This window comes from Actinophytocola oryzae, from assembly GCF_004364325.1.
GTDB classification, from domain to species: Bacteria; Actinomycetota; Actinomycetes; order Mycobacteriales; family Pseudonocardiaceae; genus Actinophytocola; species Actinophytocola oryzae.
In genome coordinates this window covers 44,137-68,254 of sequence record NZ_SOCP01000013.1, presented here as the reverse complement: position 1 = coordinate 68,254, position 24,118 = coordinate 44,137, and the positions used below count along the sequence as shown (strand labels likewise).

The window sequence follows — 24,118 nt, the reverse complement described above, 5'->3', positions numbered from 1 at the left end:
CGCCGACGCGGTGAGTAAGGTCTCGTGGGTGGTATCCAGGGTGGACGTCGCCGCGGCGGCGAAGCGGTTCGCGGGCGTGATCCCGCCGAGCCCGCTGCAGCACAACGCGCGCCTGTCCGCGCGGCACGATCTCGACGTGTGGCTCAAGCGTGAGGACCTCAACACCGTCCGGTCCTACAAGGGACGCGGCGCCTTCAACTTCGTGAGCCTGCTCGGCGCCGCCGACCGGGAGCGCGGCGTCGTGTGCGCGAGCGCCGGGAACCACGGGCAGGGCGTGGCGTTCGCGTGCGCGTCGCTCGGGGTGGCCGCGCGCGTGTACCTGCCACGCACCACGCCCCGCCAGAAACGCGACCGCGTCGCGACGCTGGGCGGCAGGCACGTCGAGATCGTCGTCGAGGGCGAGACCTACGACGACGCCGCGCACGCCGCGTCCACCTACGCCGCCGAGACCGGCCGCACCCTCATCCCCGCGTTCGACGACCCGAGGACGATCGCCGGGCAGGGCACCGTGACCGCCGAGATCGTCACGCAGCTCGGCCGGGTGCCGGACGCGCTGGTCGTGCCGGTCGGTGGCGGGGGACTGCTGGCGGGCACGCTCGCCTGGCTCGGGTCGGGGGCGCACGTCATCGGCGCAGAACCCGCCGGTGCGGCGAGCATGGCCCACGCCATCGCCTCCGGTGGACCGGCGCCGCTGGCCGAGCTCGACCCGTTCGTCGACGGCGCCGCCGTGCGACAGGTCGGTGCGCACACCCACGCGCTCGCCGCCGCCCACGGGCCGAGGCTCGTCGCCGTGCCGGAGGGCCAGATCTGCGTCGAGATGCTGGACCTCTACCAGTCCGACGGGATCATCAGCGAGCCCGCCGGCGCGCTCGCCGCTGCGTCGCTCGGCGTGCTCGACCTGGCGCCGGGCGCCACGGTCGTGTGCGTGCTGTCCGGCGGCAACAACGACGTGAGCCGGTATGCGGAGGTCGTCGAGCGGGCGCTGGTCTTCGAGGGCCGCAAGCACTACTTCCTGGTCGAGTTCCCCCAGGAGCCGGGTGCGCTGCGCCGGTTCCTCGACGACGTCCTCGGCCCGGACGACGACATCACGCTGTTCGAGTACGTGAAGCGCAACAACCGGGAGACCGGGCCCGCGCTGGTCGGGATCGAGCTCGGCGCGCCGGAGAACCTCCAGGCCATGCTGAAGCGGATGGAGGCGGCACCGCACCGCATCGAGCGGGTGCCGCCGGACAGCCCGCTGTTCACGTTCCTGGTCTAAGTCCCGCACCTGCCCCCCGTGCACTGAAGGACGCCTTCGTAACGTCCGGCGTAAGGAAGGCGTCCTTCGTTGCGCCCAGCGTAAGGAAGGCGTCCTTCAGTGCATGGCCAGCCCGCGAGAGAGTGCTGCGGCGAACTCGGCGGGCGCTTCCAGGTGGGGGCTGTGGCCGGAGTTCGCGATGACGACCTCCTCGTAGGTGCCGCCCGCCGCCGCGTACTGGTCGAGGACCGCGCGGGTCTGGGTGACCATCGGCTGTGGCGGGTGGGTCTCCGCGCCCGGCCAGCCGGGGATCGCGCCCAGCTGGCCGAGGTAGGCCAGGTCGAACATCGACGTGTCCGACACGATCTGGTCGTCGGCCCCACGTAGCCACAGGATCGGCGGCTTCGGCTCGACCGTGTGCAGGTCGTCCAGGCGGAAGTAGTTGGGTGCCATGGTGTTCAGCACGCCGCGGGTGCCGGGAGCCGCACCTGGCCACGTCTGCGACTCGCGGCCGTCGCCGGGATAGTTGTCCTCGCCCGTGACCGTGCTCAGCATCGACTCGACCAGCTCGTCCTCGTCGGGAACGACGAACGGGGGCTTCACGTAGAACGTGCGCATGACGTTGCGCGGGGAGAACGGGTCCGCGTCGGTGCGGTCACCCTCGCTCAGGCGGCGCACGAAGTCCGGGTTCGCGCCCGCCGCGCCCGCGCACGCGCCGTCCGGCGAGATCAGCGTGCCCTCGGCGTCCCGGGTGCCGCCGAAACCGTACGGGGACACGGGGTTCACCAGTGTCAGTGTGCGCACCAGCGTCGGACGGTCGCGCAGCAGCCGCATGACCACGCCGCCGCCCATGCTCCAGCCCACGAAGTGCGCGTCGGACAGCTCCAGCGCGGCGCACACCGACTCGACGTCCTCGCTGTAGTCCCGCAGGCCGCGTGTCGCGTCGACGGGCAGCGGGTCCGAGCCGCCGAAGCCCCGCAGGTCCACCGCGATCGGGCGGTAGCCCGCCGGCAGGGCGAGCATCTGCCGCTGCCAGAACAGGCCCGACGACACGTTGCCGTGCACGAACACCACCGGCTCACCCGCCCGCTCGGGCACTTCCAGCACCTGCGCGGTCAGCCGCGGCGTCGTGATCCGGCTGCTGACGATGCCATCCACCATGGACACTCCACTCAGGACAGGGTTGCGCGCCGCACGGGCCGACCGTCGGCCGGCGCACCCCGCAGGCCGACGGTCACCGTGCCACCCGCGACCGGAACCTCGGACACCGATGTCATGTCCGTACCCTCGTCCGCGCCCGTACACAGGTCAACGTGGACGGTCGCCATCCACGGGTGACCACACATGTGGGTGACACACATCCATGGCCACCGCGGTATGGCTGGCGCACACGTGGAGCGACGCTCCGTGACGGGCGTAGCGTCGGTGGCCATGAGTGATCTGGCAGGGCGGCGTGCGGTGGTGACCGGGGCGGCCGGCGGCATCGGGCGTGCCTGCGCCGCGCGGCTCGCCGCGGCAGGGGCCACCGTGGTGGCCGTCGACCGGGACGCCGACGCCCTCGCGAAACTGACCGCCGAGCTCGACGTCCGGCCGGTGGTCGCCGACCTCGCCGACCTCGACGCGGTCGACACCCTCGACCTCGACGTCGACATCGTCGTGAACAACGCCGGGCTGCAGCACGTCGCGCCCGTCGAGGAGTTCCCGCCGGAACGGTTCTCCTACCTGCTGCGCGTGATGCTGGAGGCGCCGTTCCGCATCGTCCGACGGGCCCTGCCGCACATGTACGGGCGCGGCTGGGGGCGGGTGGTCACCATCTCCAGCGTGCACGGGCTGGTCGCGTCCCCCTACAAGGCCGCCTACGTCGCCGCCAAGCACGGCGTCGAGGGGCTGTCGAAGGTCGTCGCGCTGGAGGGCGCCGAGCACGGGGTCACGTCGAACTGCGTGAGCCCCTCGTACGTCAACACCCCACTCGTGGCCGGTCAGGTCGCCGCACAGGCCGAGCAGCTCGGCATCGGCGAGGACCGGGTCGTCGACGAGGTGATGCTCGGGCCGGCCGCGGTGAAGCGGCTGATCGAGCCGGCCGAGGTCGCCGAGGCCGTCGCCTTCCTGTGCGGGGACGCGGCGTCGGCGATCACGGGCTCGTCGCTGCGACTCGACGGTGGATGGACGGCGAGATAGCCACTATGTAGGAAATGAACACATCGAGCCCCGTCCTTGTGGATGTGCTGGCCATGTTGCATACAGTCGACAAGCTCTATGGTCGTCGACGTGACCGGCGCCACACCGATGTTGCGTACGCGTGGACTCGCGAGGGAGTTCAACGGGTTCCGCGCGGTCGACGACGTCGACCTCGAGGTCGAGGCCGGCACCGTGCACGCGCTCGTCGGACCCAACGGCGCCGGCAAGACGACACTGTTCAACCTGCTCACCGGGTTTCTCACGCCGACGGCCGGCTCGATAGAACTCGACGGCGAGGACGTCACGGGCCTGCGTCCCGAGCGGATCGCACAGCGCGGCGTCGCGCGGTCGTTCCAGATCACGAGTCTGTTCGACGAGCTGACGCTGACCGAGCACGTCGAGCTGGCACTGCAGGGCCGCGACGGCGGCGGCACCCAGTTCTGGCGCTCGGCGCGGCGACTGCGCCGGTACGCCGACGAGGCGGCCGGCCTGCTGGCCGAGGTCGGCCTCGGTGCACACGCCCGCCTCCCGGCCGCCAGCCTCGCCTACGGCCGCAAACGTGCACTCGAACTGGCGCTCGCACTCGCGCTGTCGCCACGTCTGCTGCTGCTCGACGAGCCGACCGCCGGCATGGGCGTCGAGGACGTCGCCCGCACGGTCGACCTCATCCGCCGCGTCCGTGCCGACCGCACGGTCGTGTTGGTGGAACACAACATGAAGGTCGTCGGCGACCTCACCGACCGGGTCACGGTGCTGCAGTTCGGCAGGATCCTCGCCGAGGGGCCCTACGACGAGGTGCGCAACGACCCGAGGGTGATCACCGCCTACCTGGGGGAGGCCCGTGCTTAGTGTCCGGGAGGTGAGCGCCCACCACGGCGAGGCCTCGGTGCTCCGCGGGGTGTCGCTGGAGGTGGCCGCCGGCGAGGTCGTCACGCTCGTCGGCCGCAACGGCGCGGGCAAGACCACGCTGCTGCGGTGCCTGACGGGACTGCACCGCTCGATGACCGGCGAGGTCCGGCTCGACGGCCGCGACATCACGAAACTGGCGCCGCACAGGCGATGCAGGCTGGGTCTTGGCTACGTGCCGGACGACAGGGGCATCTACGCGACGCTCACCGTCGAGGAGAACCTCACGCTGCCACCGACAGTCGGGCCGGATGCGTGGCCGCTCGACAAGGTGTACGAGGCGTTCCCGGCGCTGGCGGACCGACGCAGGCAGGCAGGTACGCACCTGTCCGGCGGGGAGCAGCAGATGCTGTCCGTGGCAAGGGTTCTGCGCATGGGTGCCCGGCTGCTGCTCGCGGACGAGCCGACCGAGGGGCTCTCGCCGATTCTCGTGCGGCAGATCGGGGACATCATCCGGACGGTGAAGGAACACCGCGTCACCGTGTTGCTGATCGAGCAGAACATCCACTTCGCGTCGACGGTCGCGGACCGGCACTACCTCATCAGTCAGGGCCGCGTCGTCGAGACGCTCGACAACGCCGAGGTCGAGCGCCGGGAGCACGAACTGCTGGAGTACCTGGGAATCTGAAAGGGGCACGACATGGCTACCAAGATCCGGGCAGCGGTTGTGATAGCGGGAGTCGTGCTCGCGGGATGCGGGGGTGGGCCGCAGAGCGGGGGCGGGAAGGTCAGCGGAGACGCGATCAGGCTCGGCGTCATCACCGACCTGTCCGGTGTGTACTCCGAGGTGGGTGGGAAGAACTCGGTCGAGTCGGTGCGGATGGCCGTCGACGACTTCACGAAGCGCCACGCCGACGACGCCGTCACCAAGAACATCGAGGTCAGCTCGGCCGACCACCAGAACAAGCCGGAGATCGCGAACACCGCGGCGCGGGAGATGTACGACCGGAACGGTGTCGACGCGATCTTCGACGTGCCCACCTCGTCGGCCGCGTTGGCCATCGCGACCGTCGCCAAGCAACAGAAGAAGCTCTACTTCAACACGGGTGCCGCGACTACCGAGCTGACCGGTGCGCAGTGCAACGCCTACACCTACCACTACGCCTACGACACGTACATGCTCGCGCACGGCACCGGCACCACGCTCACCGAGCAGGGCGCGAAACGGTGGTACATCATCTATCCGGACTACGCCTTCGGCCAGGACATGAACAAGAGCTTCACCGCCGCGGTCGAGGCCGCGGGTGGCACTGTCGGTGCCGCAGACCCGACGCCGTTCCCCAACGACAACTTCGCCACGTTCATGACCAAGGCACCCAACCTGAACCCGAAGCCGGACGTGCTCGGCGTGATGCAGGCCGGCGGTGACCTGGTGAACGTCGTCAAGCAGTACAACGAGTTCGGGCTCAAGGACAAGGGTGTGGGACTCGCCGTGGGCCTGATGTTCGACACCGACATCGCGTCAATCGGCGTGGAGTCGTTGGCGGGCACCGTGTTCACGACCGCCTGGTTCTGGAACCTGGACGGGGAGAGCAAGGAGTGGGCGGACCGGTTCAAGGAGCGCACCGGCAAGCGGCCGACGTTCGACCACGCCGCGACCTACTCCGCCGCGACGCAGTACCTCGAGGCCGTGCAGCGCGCGGGCACCGACGACGCCGACACGGTGCGCAAGGAGCTGGACGGCAGGGAGTTCAGCGACTTCTTCGCCCGCAACGCCAAGATCCGCGCCGAGGACCACCGAGTCGTGCACGACTCGTACCTGGTGAGGGTGAAGGACCCCGCGGACATGGAGGAGGACGGCGACTTCACCGAGCTGATCGAGAAGATCCCGGCGGACGAGGCCTTCCGCAAGGCCTCCGACAGCGGCTGCGACATGGGGTGAATTCTGTGCGCGGAGCTTGCGGAGCGATCCCAGGATATCCAAGAACGGCAGCTCACCTGCCTCTGCACGCACGAGTGGGACTTTCGCACGGGTTTCGTACGCGTCCGGGGAGCAGGACGGCCGGTTCGCTCGTTGCCATGTGGACAGCGTCGGGCGGGGCGGGCGAGGGGGCGTCGTGAACGAACTTGTGCAGCAGCTGTTCAACGGGTTGGTGAGCGGCAGCTTCTACGCCCTGCTGGCGCTCGGCCTCTCGGTGATCTTCGGCATGCTCGGCGTGGTCAACTTCGCCCACGGCGCGTTCTACATGCTCGGCGCGGTCGGGGCCTTCGTGCTCCTGGACACGGTCGGGCTGTCGTGGTGGCTCGCGCTCGTGGTGGTGCCGGTCGTGCTCGGCGTCGTCGGGATGGCGTTCGAGCGGCTGCTCGTCGCACGGCTCGTCCGGCTCGACCCGCTGTACAACTTCCTGCTCACGTTCGGCGTCGCGTTGATCCTCCAGGACGTGGTGCGCCTGAAGTACGGCGTGGCCTCCCAGCCCTACTCGAGGCCGGCGCTGCTCGACGGCACGGTGAACCTCGGGTTGTTCGACTACCCCACCTACCAGGTGTTCGTGTTCGCGTTCTCGGTCGTGGTGTCCGTGCTCGTGTGGTTGGTGCTGGCGCGGACCCGCGTCGGGATGATCGTGCGTGCCGCCACCGAGCGGCCGGAGCTGACGCAGGCGCTCGGCATCGACGTCCGGCGGTGGGTCACGCCCGTGTTCGGGTTCGGCATCGCGCTCGCCGGGCTCGCCGGGGTGCTCGCCGCGCCGATGCGTGCGGTGAACTCCGGGATGGGCGCCGACCTGATCATCGTGATCTTCGCCGTTGTCGTGATCGGCGGGCTCGGGTCGGTGTTCGGGTCGGTCGTCGCCGGCTACGTCGTCGGGATGCTCGGGGCCGTTGGGAGCGTCTACCTGCCCGCCTTCTCCCAGAGCCTGGTGTTCGTGCTCATGGCGTTGGTGCTGCTGCTGCGGCCCGCGGGGTTGTTCGGGCGCGAGGAGGGCGTGCGCACGTGATCATCTCCAGGTTGCTCGACGGCCGGTCGCCGTTGGCCCGGCTCTCGCTGTTGGTCGTCGGGCTGGGGGTCGCGTTCGGGCTGCCCTGGTGGGTCTACCCGCCCGTCGCCCTGGATATCGCCGCCTGGGCCCTGTTCGCGGTCGCGCTCGACCTGCTGCTCGGGTACACCGGACTGCTCTCCTTCGGCCACGCCGCCTTCTGGGGGACCTCGGCCTACACCACCGGTGTCATCGCCATCGACACCGGTGTGCCGTTCTACGTCGCCGTGCTCGGGGGCGCCGTGCTGGCGGCCGTCATCGCGGTGCCGATCGCCCTGCTTTCCGTCCGGCGCACCGGCATCTACTTCGCCATGGTGACGTTGGCGTTCGCCCAGCTCGTGTACTTCGTCGCGAACCAGTGGCGGGTCGTGACCGGTGGCGAGAACGGGCTGCAGGGCATTCCGCGTGAGGCGTTCGGGATGGACCTCTCGGACTCGTTCTACTTCTACTACGCGGCAATTCCGCTGGTCCTCCTCGGGCTGTTGGGTGCCTGGCGTGTCGTGCACTCGCCGTTCGGGCGGGTCATGGTGGCGATCCGGGAGAACCCGGCCCGCGCACGCGCGCTGGGGTATCCCGTCGACCGGTACAAGGTGCAGGTGTTCGTGATCTCCGCCTTCCTCGCGGGCATCGCGGGGGGCGTCTACGCCGTCGGGCACGGGTTCGCTTCGCTGCAGGAGGTGTACTGGACGACCTCCGGCAAGGTCGTCGTGATGAACATCCTCGGTGGCATGGGCACGCTGTGGGGTCCGGTCGTCGGCGCGGGGATCATCGTCGTGCTCGAGGACTACCTCGCCACGGCCGGGATCGACGCGGTCGGTGTGGTCACCGGCGTGATCTTCGTGGTGACCGTGCTGGTGTTCCGTCGCGGTATCTGGGGCACCGCACGGCGGCTGCTCCGGCGCCGTGTCAGGGAAGCGCCGGGGCCGGTGGCCGACGAGGCGGACGACGACGCACGATCAGCTGCTGGAGCGCGATGAACACGAGCAGCAGCACACCGATCACGATCTTCGTCCACCACGGGCTGAGCGAGCCGTCGAAGGAGATCAGCGTCTGCACCGTCCCCAGCACCAGGACCCCGACCACCGAGCCGAGCACGTAACCCAGGCCGCCCGCCAGGAGCGTCCCGCCGACGACCACGGCCGCGATCGCGTCCAGCTCCATGCCGACGGCATGCAGGCTGTAGCCGGAGAGCATGTAGAACGAGAACAGCAGGCCGCCCAGCGACGAGCACAGCCCGCTGATCACGTACACGCCGACCTTGACCCGGCCCGTGCGCAGCCCCATCAGCGTGGCCGAGGTCTCGCTGCCGCCGATGGCGTACACGGTGCGCCCGAACCGGGTCAGGTGCAGGACGTACGCGGCGACGACCACGACGGCGACCGCGATCAGCACGCTGTAGGTGATCGTCACCTCGCCCAGCTCGACGGTGGCGATCGCGATGTCGCGGAAGGTGTTCTCCTTGATGGACACCGACTCCACGCTGATCACGAAGCACAGCCCGCGGGCCAGGAACATGCCCGCCAGCGTGGCGATGAAGGGCTGCACGCCGAACCGGTGGATCATCGTGCCCATACCCAGGCCCAGCAGGGCACCGGTGGCGAGCACGGCGACCATCGCGAGCCAGGCCGGCCACCCGGCGCGGAGCGTCGCGGCCGCGATCATCGTCGACAGCGCGACCACGGACCCCACGGACAGGTCGATGCCGCCGGTGAGGATCACGAACGTCATGCCGACCGCGACGACGATGAGGAACGAGTTGTCGATGAACAGGTTCGCGAAGATCTGCGGTGTGCCGAACCCGTCGTAGCGGATGGCCCCGGCCCCGAACGTCAGCACGAACACGACGAACGTCGCGATCACGGGAAGGAACCGCGACGGAGTCCTGGCGAGGAGGTTCACCGGGCACCCGCTTCCTGCGGCACTGCCGCCACCGGTGGGGCCGTCGGGCCGACCGGGCGGCGCAGCGCACCCGTGAGGCGGGGCGCCTGCAGCAGACACACCACGATGACCACGGCCGCCTTGAACACCAGCGTGGTCTCCGGTGGCACGCCGATCGTGTAGACGGTCGTCGTCAGGGTCTGGATCACCAGGGCGCCGATCAGCGTGCCGGTCAGCGAGTAACGGCCGCCCGCGAGGGACGTGCCGCCGATGACCACCGCCAGGATCGCGTCCATCTCGATCCACAGCCCGGCGTTGTTGGCGTCCGCCGCGTGCACGTTCGACGCCATCATCAGGCCGGCGACGCCCGCGCACAGCGCGCAGAACACGTACACCAGCCAGATGATCGTGCGTGACCGGACGCCCGCGAGTCGGCTCGCCTCCGGGTTCACCCCCACCGCCTCGATCAGCATGCCCAGCGCGGTACGGCGGGTCAGCAGCGCGACCGCGGCCAGCACCACCAGGCTGATCAGGATCGCGATCGGCAGCACCACGAAACCGCCGCTCACCGCGCCGAAGGTGTCGTTGTTGACGGTGATGATCTGGCCCTTGGTGATCAGCATCGCCACGCCCCGGCCCGCGGTCATCAGCACCAGCGTCGCGATGATCGGCTGGATGCCCAGCACCGAGACCAGGAAACCGTTCCACAGTCCCAGAACCAGGCACAGGCCGAGTGCCGTCGCCATCGCCGTGAACGCGTCGCTGCCCGACGCTATGTACGTGCACGCCACGGCTCCCGCGATGGCCGCCACCGCGCCGACCGACAGGTCGATGCCGCGTGTCGCGATCACCAGCGTCATGCCCAGTGCCACCAACAGCGTCGGCGCGCCGTTGCGCAGGATGTCGACCAGACTGCCGAACAGGTGCCCGTCGAGCAGCCGCAACGAGAAGAACGACGGTGTGAACACCAGGTTCAGCAACAACAGGGCCACGAAGGCCAACAGCGGCCACAGTAGACGTCTCACGTTGGTACCTTCTCCGCCTCGCCCGCGATCAACGCCAGCACGTCGTCCACGCCCGCGTCGCCGCCCAGCTCGCCGATCTTGCGGCGGTCACGCAGCACGACCACCCGGTCGGACACACGCATGACCTCCTCCAGTTCCGCTGAGATGTACACCACCGACATCCCCTCGGCCGCGAGGTCGGTGACCACCTTCTGGATCTGCGCCTTGGCACCGACGTCGATGCCGCGCGTCGGCTCGTCCAGGATCAGCAGGCGCGGCTGCGTGATCAACCACCGTGCCAGCAACACCTTCTGCTGATTACCTCCGGACAGGGTCGCGACCACCGCGTCCGGATCGGACGGTCGGATGTCCAGAGCGGACACGTACTTCGACACCAGCTCGTCCGCCGTGCGGCGCGGGACCTGGCGGGCCCACCCCCGCGCGGCCTGCATGGCGAGGATGAGGTTGTCCCGCACGGTCAGGTCCGCGACGAGCCCCTCCGCCTTGCGGTCCTCGGAGGTGAACGCGATCCCCTTCGCGATGGCGGCCCGCGGGTTCCGCAGTCGCAGCGGCCTGCCGTCCAGCAGCACCCGGCCGGAGTCGGCGTGGTCCGCGCCGAACAGCAGGCGCGCCAGCTCGGTGCGGCCCGAGCCGAGCAGGCCCGCCACCCCGACCACCTCGCCCGGGTGCAGCTCCAGGTCGAACGGGGCGATCGCACCCGTGCGACCCAGGTTCTCCGCGCGCAGCAGGGGAGTCTCGGACGGCACGCGTCGCTCGGCCCGCCGTTCGACCTCGTCGAGCACCCCGAGATCCCGCCCGATCATCGCGCGCACCAGCTCGAGGCGGCTGACCGTCGTGGGATACTCGCCGACCACGGAACCGTTGCGCAGCACCGTGAGCCGGTCGGCGATCTCGTGGACCTGGTCGAGGAAGTGGGACACGAACAGGATCGCGACCCCGGACTCCCGCAGCACCCGCATGATCCGGAACAGCTCGGCGACCTCACCGGCGTCCAGGCTGGACGTCGGCTCGTCGAGGATCAGGACGCGTGCGTCGACCGCGACCGCGCGGGCGATGGCCACCAGCTGCTGCACCGCGATCGGATGGCTCCCGAGCGTGGACGCCGGGTCGATGTGCAGACCGATGCGGGACAGCAGCTCCGCGGCCCGCGTCCGCATCGCCCGCCCGTCGATCGAGCCGAACCGGCGGGGCTCGCGGCCCAGCAGGATGTTCTCCGCCACCGACAGGTTCGCGCACAGGTTGACTTCCTGGTACACGGTGCTGATGCCGGCGTCCTGCGCCCGCGCGGGACTGCTGAACGACACCGGGACGCCGGCGAGACGGATCTCGCCGGCGTCGGGGGTGTGCACCCCGGTGAGGGCCTTGATGAGCGTCGACTTGCCGGCACCGTTCTCGCCGAGCAACGCGTGGACCTCACCGGGGAACATCCTGAAGTCCACGTCCTGCAACGCCTTCACGCCGGGAAACGTGACGGTGATGCCCTGGATGTCGACTACGGGGGAGGACTCGGCCACCTGATCAGTACTTCCGGTCCGGCAGTGCCGTCTTGGCCTGGTCCTGGGTGAACGTCGTCTCCTCGGTCACCACCCGCTCCGGCACCTCCTCGCCGTCGACGACCTTCTTCGCGAGGTCCATCAGCTGTGGTCCGAGCAGCGGGTTGCACTCGACGATGAAGTTGATCTCGCCGCCCGCGAGCGCGGTCATACCGTCCTTCACCGCGTCCACCGTGATGATCTTGATGTCCACGCCGGGCTTCTTGCCCGCCGCCTTGATCGCCTCGATGGCGCCGAGCCCCATGTCGTCGTTGTGCGCGTACACGACGTCGATGTCCGGCTGGGACTTGAGGAACGCCTCCATCACCTGCTTGCCGCCGGACCGCGTGAAGTCACCGGTCTGCGACGCGACGATCCTGATGTCCGGCTTCGACCTGATGACGTCCTCGAAGCCCTCCTTGCGGTCGATCGCGGGCGCGGCACCCGTGGTGCCCTGCAGCTCGACCACGTTCGTCGGGCCGCTGCTGTTCTCCACCAGCCACTGGGCGGCCTTCTTGCCCTCGTCGATGAAGTCCGAGCCCAGGAACGTCTCGTACAGCGAGGTGTCGTCGGAGTCGATGGCGCGGTCGGTGAGGATCACCGGGATCTTCGCGCGCTTGGCCTCCAACAACACCGTGTCCCAACCGGTCTCCACGACCGGGCTGAAGGCGATCACGTCCACCTTCTGCTGGATGTAGGACCGGATCGCCTTGATCTGGTTCTCCTGCTTCTGCTGCGCGTCGGAGAACTTCAGCTCGATCCCGGCCGACTTGGCCGACTCCTGGACCGACTTGGTGTTCGCCGTCCGCCAGCCACTCTCGGCCCCGACCTGCGCGAAGCCCATCGTGATCTTGCCGTCGTCCGCTGCGTTGCCCCCGCCGCTGCCGCACGCGGTCAACGCCGTCAACAGGACCGCGGTGAGAGCGGTCGTCATCGTCTTACGCACTGCGATTCCTCCGTTGGACCGTGCGTGACCGATGTCACTGGGCCACTAGAGTGAACGTTCACAGTGCGTGCGTCAACCCCCGTGATTACACCGTGTCCTCGGTTGACACTGCGATGGGATCGTCCTATGTTAACGCTCACTTTGCGAGTCGCAGCCGACCCTCGGAGGACCCACATGCGGGCACCTCTCGTTCGCCGCAGGACCGCCCTCCTCCCGCTCGTGCTGGTGGCGCTCGCCGCGTTCCTCGCACCGTCCGCGTCCGCGGGACCTGCCTACGGCGGGTACCTGTTCCTCTACTTCACCGGCGAGGGCACGGCCAACGGCGAACAGGTCTACCTCGCCGCGAGCCGTGGCAACGACCCACTGCACTGGGACGAGCTGAACGGGCGCCGCCCGGTCCTCACGTCCTCCCTGGGGGACAGGGGAGTCCGCGACCCGTTCGTCATCCGCTCACCCCGGGGCGACCGCTTCTACCTGCTCGCCACGGACCTGCGCATCTATGGCAACGGCGACTGGGACGCCGCGCAACGCCACGGCAGCAAGTACATCGAGGTCTGGGAGTCCACCGACCTGGTGACCTGGTCGGCGCAACGCCACGTGCGGGTCTCGCCCGACACCGCGGGCAACACCTGGGCACCCGAGGCGTACTGGGACCGCACGATCAACGCCTACGTCGTGTTCTGGGCCTCGAAGCTCTACGCCGCGAACGACCCCAACCACACCGGCAGCACCTACAACCGCATGCTCTACGCCACGACCACCGACTTCCGCACCTTCTCCGCCGCCCGCGTCTGGGTCGACCCCGGCTACTCGGTGATCGACTCGACGGTGCTCGAGGACGGCGGCTGGTACTACCGGTTCACCAAGGACGAGCGCAGTGCCGGTCCCGGCGCGCCGTGCGGCAAGTTCATCACCGAGCAGCGGTCCACGCAGCTGCGCGACACCACCTACGACCTCGTGAAGGACTGCGTCGGCTCCGGCGCGATCAGCCAGGGCGAGGGGCCGACCGCGTTCAGGTCCAACACCGAGAACAGGTGGTACCTGTTCATCGACGAGTTCGGTGGGCGCGGCTACGTGCCGTTCCAGAGCACGAACCTCGCGGCGGGCCAGTGGAGCCCGGTCAGCGGCTACACGCTGCCGAGCAGCCCCCGGCACGGCACTGTCCTGCCGGTCACCTCGGCCGAGCTGGCCAGGGTGCGCGCCGCCTACTCCTGAAAACCGGTACATCCCCTGCTATCCAGGAGTCACCCATGTCCCGATCCCGTGTGTCCGTGGCGGTTCTCGTCGGGGGCGCACTCCTCGTCGCGCCGCAGGCAGGACAGGCGGCCGTGCAGGACTACACCGTCACCGTGGATGTGAACGCGCACGGTGCCGACATCGCCGACACCATGTACGGCGTCTTCTTCGAGGACATCAACCGCGCGGCCGACGGCGGCCTCTACGCGGAGCTGGTGCAGAACCGCTCCTTCGAGTACGACACCGCCGACAACGCCGCCTACACCCCGCTCACCGGCTGGGCGCCGAGGGCGGGCAACCCGCAGGTCGTCGACGACGACGGCAGGCTGAACGCGCACAACCGCCGCTACCTGCGGCTGCCGCTGCCCGGCGGGATCATCAACGCCGGCTACAACTCCGGGATCGTCGTCGAGAAGGGCAGGAAGTACGACTTCTCCGTCTGGGCGCGCACGGACCGGGCGACCACCCCGCTGACCGCCACGCTCACCGACCCCGCGGGCACGCAGCTGGCCGCGCCGGTCAGGGCGACCGTCAGAGGCGCGGCCTGGACCCGCTACACCGGCACCTTCACCGCGCAGACCGCCGCCATCACCGGACGGCTGCTTGTCGAGGGCGGCGGGGTGGGCACGCTCGCACTCGACATGGTCTCGCTCTTCCCGAAGGACACGTACAGGAACCGGCCGAACGGCATGCGGCGCGACCTCGCCGAGAAGATCGCCGCGCTGCACCCGGAGTTCGTGCGCTTCCCCGGCGGCTGCCTCGTCAACACCGGCAGCCACTACGGCTACGACGCCCCCAACTGGGAACGAAGGCGGTCCTACCAGTGGAAGGACACCATCGGCCCGGTCGAACAGCGCAGCACCAACGCCAACTTCTGGGGCTACAACCAGTCCTACGGCATCGGCTACTACGAGTACTTCCAGTTCGCCGAGGACATCGGCGCCATGGCGCTCCCGGTCGTGCCCGCCCTCGTCACCGGCTGCGGGCAGAACCGGGCGACCGACGACCCGGCGCTGCTCCAGCGGCACGTCCAGGACACACTCGACCTGATCGAGTTCGCCAACGGCCCCGCAGACTCCACCTGGGGCCGCAAGCGCGCCGAGATGGGTCACCCCGAGCCGTTCGGGCTCACCCACCTCGCCGTCGGCAACGAGGAGAACCTGCCGGACGCCTACTTCGAGCGCTTCGTGCGGTTCCGCGCGGCGATCGAGGCCAGGTACCCGGAGGTGACCGTGGTCGGCAACGCGGGCCCGGACGACTCCGGCGCCACCTTCGACCGGCTCTGGCAGCTCAACACCGACGCGGGCGTGGACCTGGTCGACGAGCACTACTACAACAGCCCGACCTGGTTCCTGCAGAACAACGAGCGCTACGACTCCTACGACCGCGCGGGCCCCAAGGTGTTCCTCGGCGAGTACGCCTCGCAGGACAACCGGTTCTACAACGCGCTGACCGAGGCCGCCTACCTGACCGGCCTCGAACGCAACGCCGACGTCGTGCGCCTCGCCTCCTACGCGCCCCTGCTGTCCAACGAGGACTACGTCCAGTGGCGGCCGGACCTGATCTGGTTCAACAACCGCGCGTCGTGGGGCTCGGCGAGCTACGAGGTGCAGCGGCTGTTCATGAACAACGTCGGCGACCACGTGGTGCCCAGCACTGCGACCGGCACGCCGTCGCAGGAGGACCGGCCCATCTCCGGCGCGGTCGGGCTGTCCACCTGGGGCACCGCGGCCGCCTACGACGACGTGCGCGTGTCCACACCGGATGGCACAGAGCTGTTCGCCGACGACTTCTCCGGCACCGACGCCGACTGGACCAACATCGCCGGCCGCGGCTCGTGGGCGGTCACGGGCGGCGCGTACGTCCAGTCCGACACCGCCGCCGAGAACACCATGGTCATGGCGGGCGACACCGCGTGGCAGGACTACGACCTCGGCGTCAAGGCCACCAAGCTGTCCGGCCGCGAGGGCTTCCTCCTCGGGTTCGGCGTCAAGGACTCCGGCAACTACTACTGGTGGAACCTCGGCGGGTGGAACAACACGCAGTCCGCGGTCGAGAAGGCCGAGGGCGGCGGCAAGTCCACGCTCGTCGCCGACGGCACCGCCGTGGAGACCGGCCGCCAGTACGACCTCAGGGTCCGGATCCGGGGCCGCACCGTCACCCTGTTCCTGGACGGGCAGAAGTGGGGCGAGTTCACCGACACCCAGAAGGTCGAGCCGTTCCGCCAGGTCGTCACCCGCGACACGCGCACCGGCGAGCTGGTCGTCAAGGTCGTGAACGCCCAGGCCGACTCCGCACGCACGACGGTGAACCTCGACGGCGCGGGAGCCGTTGACCGGAGCGCGAAGGTCACTACCCTGCAAGGCGATCCGAACGACGTGAACACCCAGTACACAACACCGATCGCACCACGGGAGTCCAGCGTGAACGTTGCCACGACGTTCACCTATACGTTCCCGCCGTACTCAGTGACCTTCATCCGAGTGAAGACCAGGAGCAGCTCGTGAGCCTCGACCGCAGGACCCTGTTCCGTGCCGGCGGTCTCGTGGCCACGGCGAGCGTGATACCCATGACCACAACAGGCAACGCATCCGCGGTGACCAGGGGAAAGCACGCGGCTGCCGGACCACGGACCGGCCCCGTCGCCCTCACCACCGTCAACCCGCTCGTAGAGCAGCGGGCCGACCCGTTCATCACCAGACCCGTCAACGGCATGTACTACCTGACGGGGTCGGTGCCGGAGTACGACCGCGTCGTGATCCGCGGCGCGACCACGCTCGAGGGCCTCGCGACGGCCCGCGAGCGCACCATCTGGCGCCGCCCGGCGTCCGGCTCGATGGGCGGCTACATCTGGGCGCCGGAGCTGCACCGCGTGGGCGACCGCTGGTACGTCTACTTCGCGGCAGGCGACTCCGACGACCCGTTCCGCATCCGCACCTACGTGCTGGAGTCGATCAACGACGACCCGAGGTCCACCGGCTGGCTGCCGCCCAAGCGGATGGTCACCGGCTGGGATTCGTTCACCCTCGACGCCACCACGTTCGCCCACCGGGGCAGGCAGTACTTCGTGTGGGCGCAGAGCGAGCCGGGCATCGCCACCAACAGCAACCTCTACATCGCGGAGATGGTGTCCCCGCTCGAGCTCGTGACACCGGTCGTGCGGATCGCCGTGCCGACGCTGTCCTGGGAGACCCAGGGCTTCCGCGTCAACGAGGGACCGGCGGTGCTCGTCCGGGGCGGTCGCGTGTTCGTGACGTTCTCCGCGAGCGCCACCGACGCCCGCTACTGCATGGGCCTGCTCTACGCCGACGAGAACGCCAACCTCCTCGACGCCAGGTCGTGGACCAAGGTGGCGAACCCGGTGTTCACCACCAACACCGAGACCCGCCAGTTCGGCCCCGGCCACAACTCCTTCACCGTCGCCGAGGACGGCACGACCGACGTGCTCGTCTACCACGCCCGCGACTACCGCGACATCAACGGCGACCCGCTGTTCGACCCGAACCGGCACACCCGCGTGCAGAAGCTGTACTGGAACGAGGACGGCACGCCGTCGTTCGGCGTCCCGGTCGGCAAGGGCGGCGTGATCGTGCGGCTGTCCCCTCTGGACGCGCCGGACCTCGTGGTGCGGCACGCGGAGTTCCGGCTGCGGGTCGAGGGCAACGTCCGCGAGGTGGCCGACTCCTGGTTCCGCTTCACGCCGGGGCATCTGGGCGCGGGCACGGTGTCGGTGCAGTCGGCGAGCTTCCCGAACCACTACGTGTGCGCCGGGGAGGGCGTGCTGCGGATCGAGCCGTTCACCGAGACCGACGACTACGGTCGCGCCGCGAGCTTTGTCCGGGTTCCCGGGCTTGCGGAACGCTCGGCCGTGTCGTTGCGGTCGCTGGACGACTCCGGAGCGTACATCTCGCACGACAACGGACGGCTTGTCATCGCCCGGCCGGGCAGGGGACGCGCCGAACGTGAACGTTCCACCTTCCGACTCGGGTGATGGTGCGACACTGGTAAGACGGACGTCCAGGGTGGGCTGGACGGGAGTGACCGAGGAAGAAGGTTCCGAGTGGACAGCCCGGTGATGGGGAGCAAGGTCACGCGGGATCCCGCGATGACGGACGTCGCCCGGCTGGCAGGGGTGTCCCATCAGACCGTGTCACGCGTGTTGAACGGGCATCCGAACGTGCGGGAGCAGACGCGGTTGCGGGTACGGGCGGCCATCGCCCAGCTGGGTTACCGGCCGAACAAGGCGGCGCGGGCACTCGTGACCGGCAAGTCGCAGCTGATCGGTGTCATCGCGCAGAACTCGTCGCTGTTCGGGCCCTCGTCACTGCTCGGCGCGTTCGAGTCGGCCGCGGCGGAGGCCGGCTTCTCGGTGAGCCTGCGGCGGGTGAAGGTGCTGGACCGCGAGTCGATCTCGGCCGCCGTCGAGCACCACCGGGACGCGCGGGTCGCGGGCATCGTGGCGATCGCGCCGACCGCCTCCGCCAACGAGGCGCTCGCCGAGGTGCCCGCCGGCGTGCCGCTGGTGACCGTCGACGGCGACCCGGAGCGGGAGTCCCCGCTGGTGACCGTGGACCAGTTCCGCGGCGCGTACCTCGCGACCAGGCACCTGCTCGACGCCGGGCACGAGACGGTGTGGCACGTGTCGGGCCCCTCGGACTGGTACGACAGCGCGGGCCGTGTCCGGGGCTGGCGCAGGGCGCTCGACGACGCCGGCGTGGAGGAGCCGCCGCTCGTGGCGGCCGACTGGAGCGCGGAGTCCGGCTACAAGGCGGGCCAGATGCTGGCACGGATGCCCGAGTGCACGGCCATCTTCGCGGCGAACGACCACCTGGCGCTCGGCATCCTGCGTGCCATGTACGAGCGGAACCGGCGCGTGCCCGACGAGGTGAGCGTGGTCGGGTTCGACGACGTGCCGGAGGCCGCCTACTTCATCCCGCCGCTCACGACCGTGCGGCCCGACTTCGACGGCGTAGCCCGCGAGACGCTCAACCTGCTGCTGGCCCAGGTGACCGACGGCGAGGTGGGGGAGACCCACCGCACGATCGCCCCGATGCTCGTGGAGCGGGCGAGCGTCACCCCACCGGTCCGACGCCGATAGTTCCGGTGCGCGCCGGGAGTCGCGTATGTCCTGTTCACCGTCCTTTGTGCACGTTCACTAACGATCTCGACAGCAAACGCACCCAACCCTTGACGGGGTAGTTGTTAGCGATAACACTCCTCGCATGGCCAACGATCGCGGGGACGCGCTGGTGGTGGGCGTCGACTTCGGCACGCTGTCCGGGCGCGCGGTGGTCGTGCGGGTGCGTGACGGCGCGGAGCTGGGCAGCGCGGTGCACGAGTTCGGCCACGGGGTCGTCGACCGGTCGCTGCCGGGGAGCGACCGGTCACTGCCCCCGGACTGGGCGCTGCAGGTGCCGAGGGACTACCTCGACGTGCTGCGCACGGCCGTGCCGGAGGCGATCAGGGACGCGGGCGTGGACGCGTCGGCCGTGATCGGCATCGGCACCGACTTCACCGCCTGCACGATGATCCCGGTGACCGAGGACGGCACGCCGCTGTGCGAGCTGCCGGAGTTCGCGGACAACCCGCACGCCTACGTCAAGCTCTGGAAGCACCACGCCGCCCAGCCCCAGGCGGACCGGATCAACGCGCTCGGCGCCGCCCGGGGCGAGAAGTGGCTGCCCCGCTACGGCGGCCTCATCTCCTCGGAGTGGGAGTTCGCCAAGGGCCTCCAGCTCCTGGAGGAGGCGCCCGAGGTCTACGACGCGATGGCGCACTGGGTCGAGGCGGCCGACTGGATCATCTGGCAGCTGACCGGCAACTACGTCCGCAACGCCTGCACCGCGGGCTACAAGGGCATCCTCCAGGACGGCGAGTACCCGTCCGAGGAGTTCCTGCGCGAACTGCACCCGGACTTCGGCGGGTTCGTGAAGGACAAGCTCGACCACCCGATCGGCCAGCTCGGCGACCGCGCCGGGGACCTGAGCAAGCTCGCCGCGTACTGGACCGGCCTGCCCGCCGGGATCGCCGTGGCGGTGGGGAACGTCGACGCGCACGTCACGGCACCCGCCGCACAGGCGGTCGAGCCGGGCCGGCTGGTCGCGATCATGGGCACGTCCACCTGTCACGTCCTCAGCGGTGCGGAGCTGCGTGAAGTGCCGGGCATGTGCGGGGTCGTGCGAGGCGGCATCGTGCCCGGGCTCTGGGGTTACGAGGCCGGGCAGAGCGGCGTCGGCGACATCTTCGCGTGGTTCACCGAGCACCAGGTGCCGCCCTCCTACCACGAGGCCGCGCGTGCGGCGGGGAAGTCGCTGCACGGGCACCTCACCGACCTCGCCGCGAAGCAGCGCGTCGGCGAGCACGGCCTGCTCGCGCTCGACTGGCACAGCGGCAACCGCTCGGTGCTCGTCGACCACGAGCTGTCGGGGGTCGTGCTGGGCCAGACCCTCGCCACGAGGCCCGAGGACGTCTACCGGGCGCTGCTGGAGGCGACGGCGTTCGGCACCCGGATGATCGTCCACGCCTTCACGGACTCGGGTGTGCCGGTCACCGAACTGGTCGTCGCGGGCGGGCTCATACGCAACGAGCTGCTGATGCAGATCTACGCCGACGTCACGAACCTGCCGCTGTCGACCATCGGCTCCGCGCAGGGGCCGGCACTCGGCTCGGCCATGCACGCCGCCGTCGCCGCCGGGGCCTACGAGGACATCCGCGCGGCGGCCTACGCGATGGGCGCGGTCAACTCCGGGGTCTACCAACCGATCCCGGAGAACGCGGCCGTGTACGACCAGCTGTTCGCCGAGTACGCCGCACTGCACGACCACTTCGGGCGCGGCGGCAACGACGTCATGCACAGGCTCAGGGCACTGCGGAGGGCGGCGGTGGCCGGCCGATGAGCACGCTCGCGGAGCTTCGCGCCACGGTCGCCACCCTGCACGCGGAGCTGACCAGGTACAACCTCGTCAGCTGGACCGCGGGCAACGTGTCGGCCCGCGTGCCCGGCGAGGACCTGATGGTGATCAAGCCCTCCGGCGTGTCCTACGACGACCTCGGCCCGGACACCATGGTCGTCACCGACCTGCACGGCGAACTCGTCGAGGGCGCGCTCGCACCCTCGTCCGACACCGCCGCGCACGCGTACGTGTACCGGCACATGCCCGAGGTCGGTGGGGTCGCGCACACGCATTCCCCCTACGCCACGGCATGGGCCGCACGCGGCGAGCCGATCCCGTGCGTGCTCACCATGATCGCCGACGAGTTCGGCGGCGACATCCCGGTCGGCCCGTTCGCGCTCATCGGCGACGACTCGATCGGCCGAGGCATCGTCGAGACGTTGCGGGACTCCAGGTCCCCGGCCGTGCTCATGGCGGGACACGGCCCGTTCACCGTCGGGAAGGACGCGCGGGCCGCGGTCAAGGCGGCGGTCATGCTCGAGGACGTGGCCCGCACCGTCCACTTCGCACACCAGCTCGGCACGCCGCACGTCATCGACAAGGCACACGTGGACCGGCTCTACGCCCGGTACCAGAACGTCTACGGGCAATAAGGGAGTCTTCATGTCCTCTGCCGCCAAGCCACAGGTCTGGTTCCTGACCGGCAGCCAGCACCTCTACGGTCCGGAGACCCTGGACCAGGTGGCCGGGCAGTCGCAGCAGATCCAGCGCATGCTCACCGACTCGGGCGCGATCAGCGCGGAGATCGTCTGGCAGCCGGTGCTGACCGACTCGCCTGCGATCCGCGACGTCCTCCTGAAGGCCAACAGCGACCCGTCGTGTGTCGGCGTGATCGCGTGGATGCACACGTTCTCCCCGGCCAAGATGTGGATCACCGGGCTGGACGTGCTGCGCAAACCGTTGCTGCACCTGCACACCCAGCTCAACGAGACGCTGCCGTGGGCGACCATCGACATGGACTTCATGAACCTCAACCAGGCCGCGCACGGCGACCGCGAGTTCGGCTACATCCAGAGCCGCCTCGGGGTGCCGCGCAAGACCGTGGCAGGCCACGCGAGCGATCCCGTGCTGACCAGGCGGATCGACGAGTGGGCCCGAGCGGCCACGGGCTTCGCGCACCTGCGTTCGCTGAAGCTCGCGAGGTTCGGCGACAACATGCGCGACGTCGCCGTGACCGAGGGCGACAAGGTCGAGGCGGAGCTGCGCTTCGGTGTCTCCGTCAACACCTACGGTGTCAATGACCTGGTCGATCTCGTCGTCGACGTGGCGGACGACGAGATCGACCTTCTTGTCGCGGCCTACGCCGACTCCTACCGGCTCGCGCCGGAGCTGGCGCGCGGGGGAGAACGGCACGAGTCGCTGCGTTACGCCGCGCGGATCGAGGCCGGGCTGCGCCGGTTCCTCACCGAGGGCGGCTTCGGCGCGTTCACCTCGAACTTCCAGGACCTGGGCGGGTTGCGGCAGCTGCCGGGTCTGGCCGTGCAGCGGCTGATGGCCGACGGCTACGGCTTCGGCGGCGAGGGCGACTGGAAGACCTCCGCGCTGCTGGCCGCCGTGAAGGCCATGGGCGCGGGCGCGCCGGGCGGCACCTCGTTCATGGAGGACTACACCTACCACTTCGGACCGGGCACCCCGAAGATCCTCGGCGCGCACATGCTCGAGGTGTGCCCCTCGATCGCCACCGGCACGCCCTCGTGCGAGATCCACCCGCTCGGCATCGGCGACCGCGAGGACCCCGTGCGGCTGGTGTTCGACACCGAGCCAGGACCGGCCGTCGTGGTCGGCCTCGCGGACGTCGGCGACCGCTTCCGTTTGGTGGCCAACGAGATCGAGGTCGTGCCGCCGGACGAGCCGCTGCCGAACCTGCCCGTCGCGCGGGCCGTGTGGCAGCCTTCGCCGTCCCTGCAGACCTCCGCCGAATGCTGGCTCACGGCAGGCGGTCCGCACCACACCGTCCTGTCCCAGTCGGTCGGTTCGGCCGTGCTGAAGGACTTCGCACGCATGGCGGAGACCGAGCTGGTGCTGATCGACGACGACACCACGACCGACGCGTTCGCCGACCGGCTGCGCTGGAACCAGGCCTACTACCGCCTCGCAGGCGGCCTGCACTGACAAGGATAGGAGAAACGATGAGGTTTCCACGGCTCGCGGCGGGACTTGCCGCAGGCTTGGTCCTGACCATGACCGCCTGCGGCTCGTCAGAGAAGACCGCCGACCAGGCACCGAAGGCAGGTGCGGACTCGCTCGTCGGCGTCACCATGCCGACCCGCTCCTCGGAGCGCTGGATCCACGACGGCGACAACATCAAGAAGGCCCTGGAGGCCAAGGGGTACCAGGTCGACCTCCAGTACGCGGAGAACGACATCCCCACGCAGGCCAACCAGATCGAGAACCAGATCACCAAGGGCGCGCGGGTGCTGATCATCGCGTCCATCGACGGCACCGCGCTCACCTCGCAGCTGCAGCGCGCCGCGGACGAGAAGATCCCGGTCATCTCCTACGACCGCCTGATCCGCAACAGTCCCAACGTCGACTACTACGCCTCGTTCGACAACTTCAAGGTCGGGGTCCAGCAGGCCACCTCACTGCTGACCGGCCTCAAGGTCCTCAACGCCGACGGCTCGCCCGGCACGGCGAAGGGGCCGTTCAACATCGAGCTGTTCGCCGGTTCGCCGGACGACAACAACGCCACGTTCTTCTTCGACGGCTCGATGTCCGTGCTGCAGAAGTACATCGACGACGGCACGCTCGTGGTCAAGAGCGGGCAGAAGGACTTCAAGACGATCGCGATCCTGCGCTGGGACCCCTCGACCGCACAGCGGCGCATGGAGGACCTGCTCACCTCGACCTACGGCGGCGCACACGTCGACGGCGTGCTCTCGCCCTACGACGGCCTCTCGATCGGTATCCTGTCGGCGCTCAAGAGCGGCGGCTACGGCACCGGCGGCCAGCCCTACCCGATCGTGACCGGCCAGGACGCCGAGGTCGCCTCGGTGAAGTCGATCATCGCGGGCGAGCAGTACTCGACGATCCACAAGGACACCCGCGAGCTGGCCAAGGTCGCCGTCAACATGGCCGACTCGGTGCTGAAGGGCGAGAAGCCGGACGTCAACAACACCAAGGACTACGACAACGGCGAGAAGGTCGTGCCCGCGTACCTGCTGCAGCCCGTGATCGTGGACAAGTCGAACTACGAGAAAGAGCTGATCGGCACCGGCTACTACACAGCAGACGACCTGAAGTAGCGTCGCGTGT

At 69.5% G+C, this 24,118-nt stretch carries 20 protein-coding genes; 15 read left to right on the top strand and 5 right to left on the bottom strand.

Features of this window, described 5'->3' with window-relative positions; all coding sequences use genetic code 11:
• Positions 1-28 precede the first annotated feature (28 nt).
• The gene (gene ilvA, locus CLV71_RS30835) at positions 29-1,258 is read left to right on the top strand and encodes a threonine ammonia-lyase IlvA (RefSeq protein ID WP_243866818.1); all 1,230 of its coding nucleotides are present in this window, start codon (positions 29-31) and stop codon (positions 1,256-1,258) included.
• 96 nt (positions 1,259-1,354) lie between these two features.
• On the opposite strand, the gene CLV71_RS30830 is transcribed toward ilvA, so the two are convergent.
• Positions 1,355-2,398: an alpha/beta hydrolase gene (locus tag CLV71_RS30830; protein WP_166664316.1), complete on the bottom strand. Its 1,044-nt coding sequence runs from the start codon at positions 2,396-2,398 to the stop codon at positions 1,355-1,357.
• A gap of 270 nt (positions 2,399-2,668) precedes the next feature.
• Between CLV71_RS30830 and CLV71_RS30825 the strand changes: the two genes are divergently transcribed.
• The 6 genes from CLV71_RS30825 (at position 2,669) to CLV71_RS30800 (ending at position 8,270) form a co-directional block, all read left to right on the top strand.
• On the top strand, positions 2,669-3,415 hold the full coding sequence (locus CLV71_RS30825) for a 3-hydroxybutyrate dehydrogenase (RefSeq protein ID WP_133906388.1): 747 nt from the start codon (positions 2,669-2,671) through the stop codon (positions 3,413-3,415).
• A 90-nt stretch (positions 3,416-3,505) separates the two neighbouring features.
• Positions 3,506-4,264 (top strand): ABC transporter ATP-binding protein, encoded by a 759-nt coding sequence (locus tag CLV71_RS30820; RefSeq protein ID WP_208297826.1) that lies wholly within the window; start codon positions 3,506-3,508, stop codon positions 4,262-4,264.
• On the top strand, positions 4,257-4,949 hold the full coding sequence (locus CLV71_RS30815) for an ABC transporter ATP-binding protein (RefSeq protein WP_133906387.1): 693 nt from the start codon (positions 4,257-4,259) through the stop codon (positions 4,947-4,949). Before CLV71_RS30820 ends, CLV71_RS30815 begins: the two co-directional genes overlap by 8 nt.
• A gap of 12 nt (positions 4,950-4,961) precedes the next feature.
• Positions 4,962-6,203 (top strand): ABC transporter substrate-binding protein, encoded by a 1,242-nt coding sequence (locus tag CLV71_RS30810; protein ID WP_133906386.1) that lies wholly within the window; start codon positions 4,962-4,964, stop codon positions 6,201-6,203.
• A gap of 175 nt (positions 6,204-6,378) precedes the next feature.
• Positions 6,379-7,254 carry a branched-chain amino acid ABC transporter permease gene (locus CLV71_RS30805; RefSeq protein WP_133906385.1) on the top strand — a complete coding sequence of 292 codons (876 nt, stop codon included), beginning with the start codon at positions 6,379-6,381 and terminating at the stop codon, positions 7,252-7,254.
• Entirely contained in the window at positions 7,251-8,270 is a 1,020-nt protein-coding gene (locus tag CLV71_RS30800) for a branched-chain amino acid ABC transporter permease (RefSeq protein ID WP_133906384.1), read from the top strand. The genes CLV71_RS30805 and CLV71_RS30800 overlap by 4 nt, the downstream gene beginning before the upstream one ends.
• Here the strand turns inward: CLV71_RS30800 and yjfF are convergent.
• The 4 genes from yjfF to CLV71_RS30780 are packed head-to-tail and all read right to left on the bottom strand — an operon-like array spanning position 8,200 to position 12,662.
• Complete coding sequence (yjfF, locus tag CLV71_RS30795; RefSeq protein WP_133906383.1) at positions 8,200-9,192, bottom strand: galactofuranose ABC transporter, permease protein YjfF; 993 nt, start codon at positions 9,190-9,192, stop codon at positions 8,200-8,202. The genes CLV71_RS30800 and yjfF overlap by 71 nt on opposite strands.
• Positions 9,189-10,196 carry an ABC transporter permease gene (locus CLV71_RS30790; RefSeq protein WP_133906382.1) on the bottom strand — a complete coding sequence of 336 codons (1,008 nt, stop codon included), beginning with the start codon at positions 10,194-10,196 and terminating at the stop codon, positions 9,189-9,191. The genes yjfF and CLV71_RS30790 overlap by 4 nt, the downstream gene beginning before the upstream one ends.
• Positions 10,193-11,710 (bottom strand): sugar ABC transporter ATP-binding protein, encoded by a 1,518-nt coding sequence (locus CLV71_RS30785; RefSeq protein ID WP_133906381.1) that lies wholly within the window; start codon positions 11,708-11,710, stop codon positions 10,193-10,195. The genes CLV71_RS30790 and CLV71_RS30785 overlap by 4 nt, the downstream gene beginning before the upstream one ends.
• A 4-nt stretch (positions 11,711-11,714) precedes the next feature.
• Positions 11,715-12,662, bottom strand: coding sequence for an ABC transporter substrate-binding protein (locus CLV71_RS30780; RefSeq protein ID WP_133906550.1), 948 nt, complete (start codon positions 12,660-12,662; stop codon positions 11,715-11,717).
• Positions 12,663-12,848: 186 nt separating this feature from the next.
• Between CLV71_RS30780 and CLV71_RS30775 the strand changes: the two genes are divergently transcribed.
• The 8 genes from CLV71_RS30775 (at position 12,849) to chvE (ending at position 24,108) form a co-directional block, all read left to right on the top strand.
• Positions 12,849-13,889, top strand: a complete 1,041-nt coding sequence (locus tag CLV71_RS30775) for a glycoside hydrolase family 43 protein (protein ID WP_133906380.1) — start codon at positions 12,849-12,851, stop codon at positions 13,887-13,889.
• 35 nt (positions 13,890-13,924) lie between these two features.
• Complete coding sequence (locus CLV71_RS30770) at positions 13,925-16,417, top strand: alpha-L-arabinofuranosidase C-terminal domain-containing protein (protein ID WP_133906379.1); 2,493 nt, start codon at positions 13,925-13,927, stop codon at positions 16,415-16,417.
• Positions 16,414-17,901, top strand: a complete 1,488-nt coding sequence (locus tag CLV71_RS30765) for a family 43 glycosylhydrolase (RefSeq protein ID WP_243866817.1) — start codon at positions 16,414-16,416, stop codon at positions 17,899-17,901. The genes CLV71_RS30770 and CLV71_RS30765 overlap by 4 nt, the downstream gene beginning before the upstream one ends.
• 84 nt (positions 17,902-17,985) lie before the next feature.
• Entirely contained in the window at positions 17,986-19,008 is a 1,023-nt protein-coding gene (locus tag CLV71_RS30760) for a LacI family DNA-binding transcriptional regulator (protein WP_133906548.1), read from the top strand.
• Positions 19,009-19,132: 124 nt separating this feature from the next.
• Positions 19,133-20,806 carry a ribulokinase gene (araB, locus tag CLV71_RS30755; protein ID WP_133906378.1) on the top strand — a complete coding sequence of 558 codons (1,674 nt, stop codon included), beginning with the start codon at positions 19,133-19,135 and terminating at the stop codon, positions 20,804-20,806.
• Positions 20,803-21,456 (top strand): L-ribulose-5-phosphate 4-epimerase, encoded by a 654-nt coding sequence (locus CLV71_RS30750; RefSeq protein WP_133906377.1) that lies wholly within the window; start codon positions 20,803-20,805, stop codon positions 21,454-21,456. Before araB ends, CLV71_RS30750 begins: the two co-directional genes overlap by 4 nt.
• Before the next feature lie 10 nt (positions 21,457-21,466).
• On the top strand, positions 21,467-22,975 hold the full coding sequence (gene araA, locus CLV71_RS30745; RefSeq protein ID WP_133906376.1) for an L-arabinose isomerase: 1,509 nt from the start codon (positions 21,467-21,469) through the stop codon (positions 22,973-22,975).
• 17 nt (positions 22,976-22,992) lie between these two features.
• Positions 22,993-24,108, top strand: a complete 1,116-nt coding sequence (gene chvE / locus CLV71_RS30740) for a multiple monosaccharide ABC transporter substrate-binding protein (protein ID WP_133906375.1) — start codon at positions 22,993-22,995, stop codon at positions 24,106-24,108.
• Positions 24,109-24,118 lie beyond the last annotated feature (10 nt).

Excerpts from the sequence above, each read along its gene's own strand:
- CLV71_RS30780 (WP_133906550.1), bottom strand. The coding sequence starts at position 12,662 with ATGACGACCGCTCTCACCGCGGTCCTGTTGACGGCGTTGACCGCGTGC.
- CLV71_RS30830 (WP_166664316.1), bottom strand. The coding sequence starts at position 2,398 with ATGGTGGATGGCATCGTCAGCAGCCGGATCACGACGCCGCGGCTGACC.
- chvE (WP_133906375.1), top strand. The coding sequence starts at position 22,993 with ATGAGGTTTCCACGGCTCGCGGCGGGACTTGCCGCAGGCTTGGTCCTG.
- CLV71_RS30770 (WP_133906379.1), top strand. The coding sequence starts at position 13,925 with ATGTCCCGATCCCGTGTGTCCGTGGCGGTTCTCGTCGGGGGCGCACTC.
- CLV71_RS30810 (WP_133906386.1), top strand. The coding sequence starts at position 4,962 with ATGGCTACCAAGATCCGGGCAGCGGTTGTGATAGCGGGAGTCGTGCTC.
- CLV71_RS30760 (WP_133906548.1), top strand. The coding sequence starts at position 17,986 with ATGGGGAGCAAGGTCACGCGGGATCCCGCGATGACGGACGTCGCCCGG.
- CLV71_RS30775 (WP_133906380.1), top strand. The coding sequence starts at position 12,849 with ATGCGGGCACCTCTCGTTCGCCGCAGGACCGCCCTCCTCCCGCTCGTG.
- CLV71_RS30750 (WP_133906377.1), top strand. The coding sequence starts at position 20,803 with ATGAGCACGCTCGCGGAGCTTCGCGCCACGGTCGCCACCCTGCACGCG.
- araB (WP_133906378.1), top strand. The coding sequence starts at position 19,133 with ATGGCCAACGATCGCGGGGACGCGCTGGTGGTGGGCGTCGACTTCGGC.
- CLV71_RS30825 (WP_133906388.1), top strand. The coding sequence starts at position 2,669 with ATGAGTGATCTGGCAGGGCGGCGTGCGGTGGTGACCGGGGCGGCCGGC.
- araA (WP_133906376.1), top strand. The coding sequence starts at position 21,467 with ATGTCCTCTGCCGCCAAGCCACAGGTCTGGTTCCTGACCGGCAGCCAG.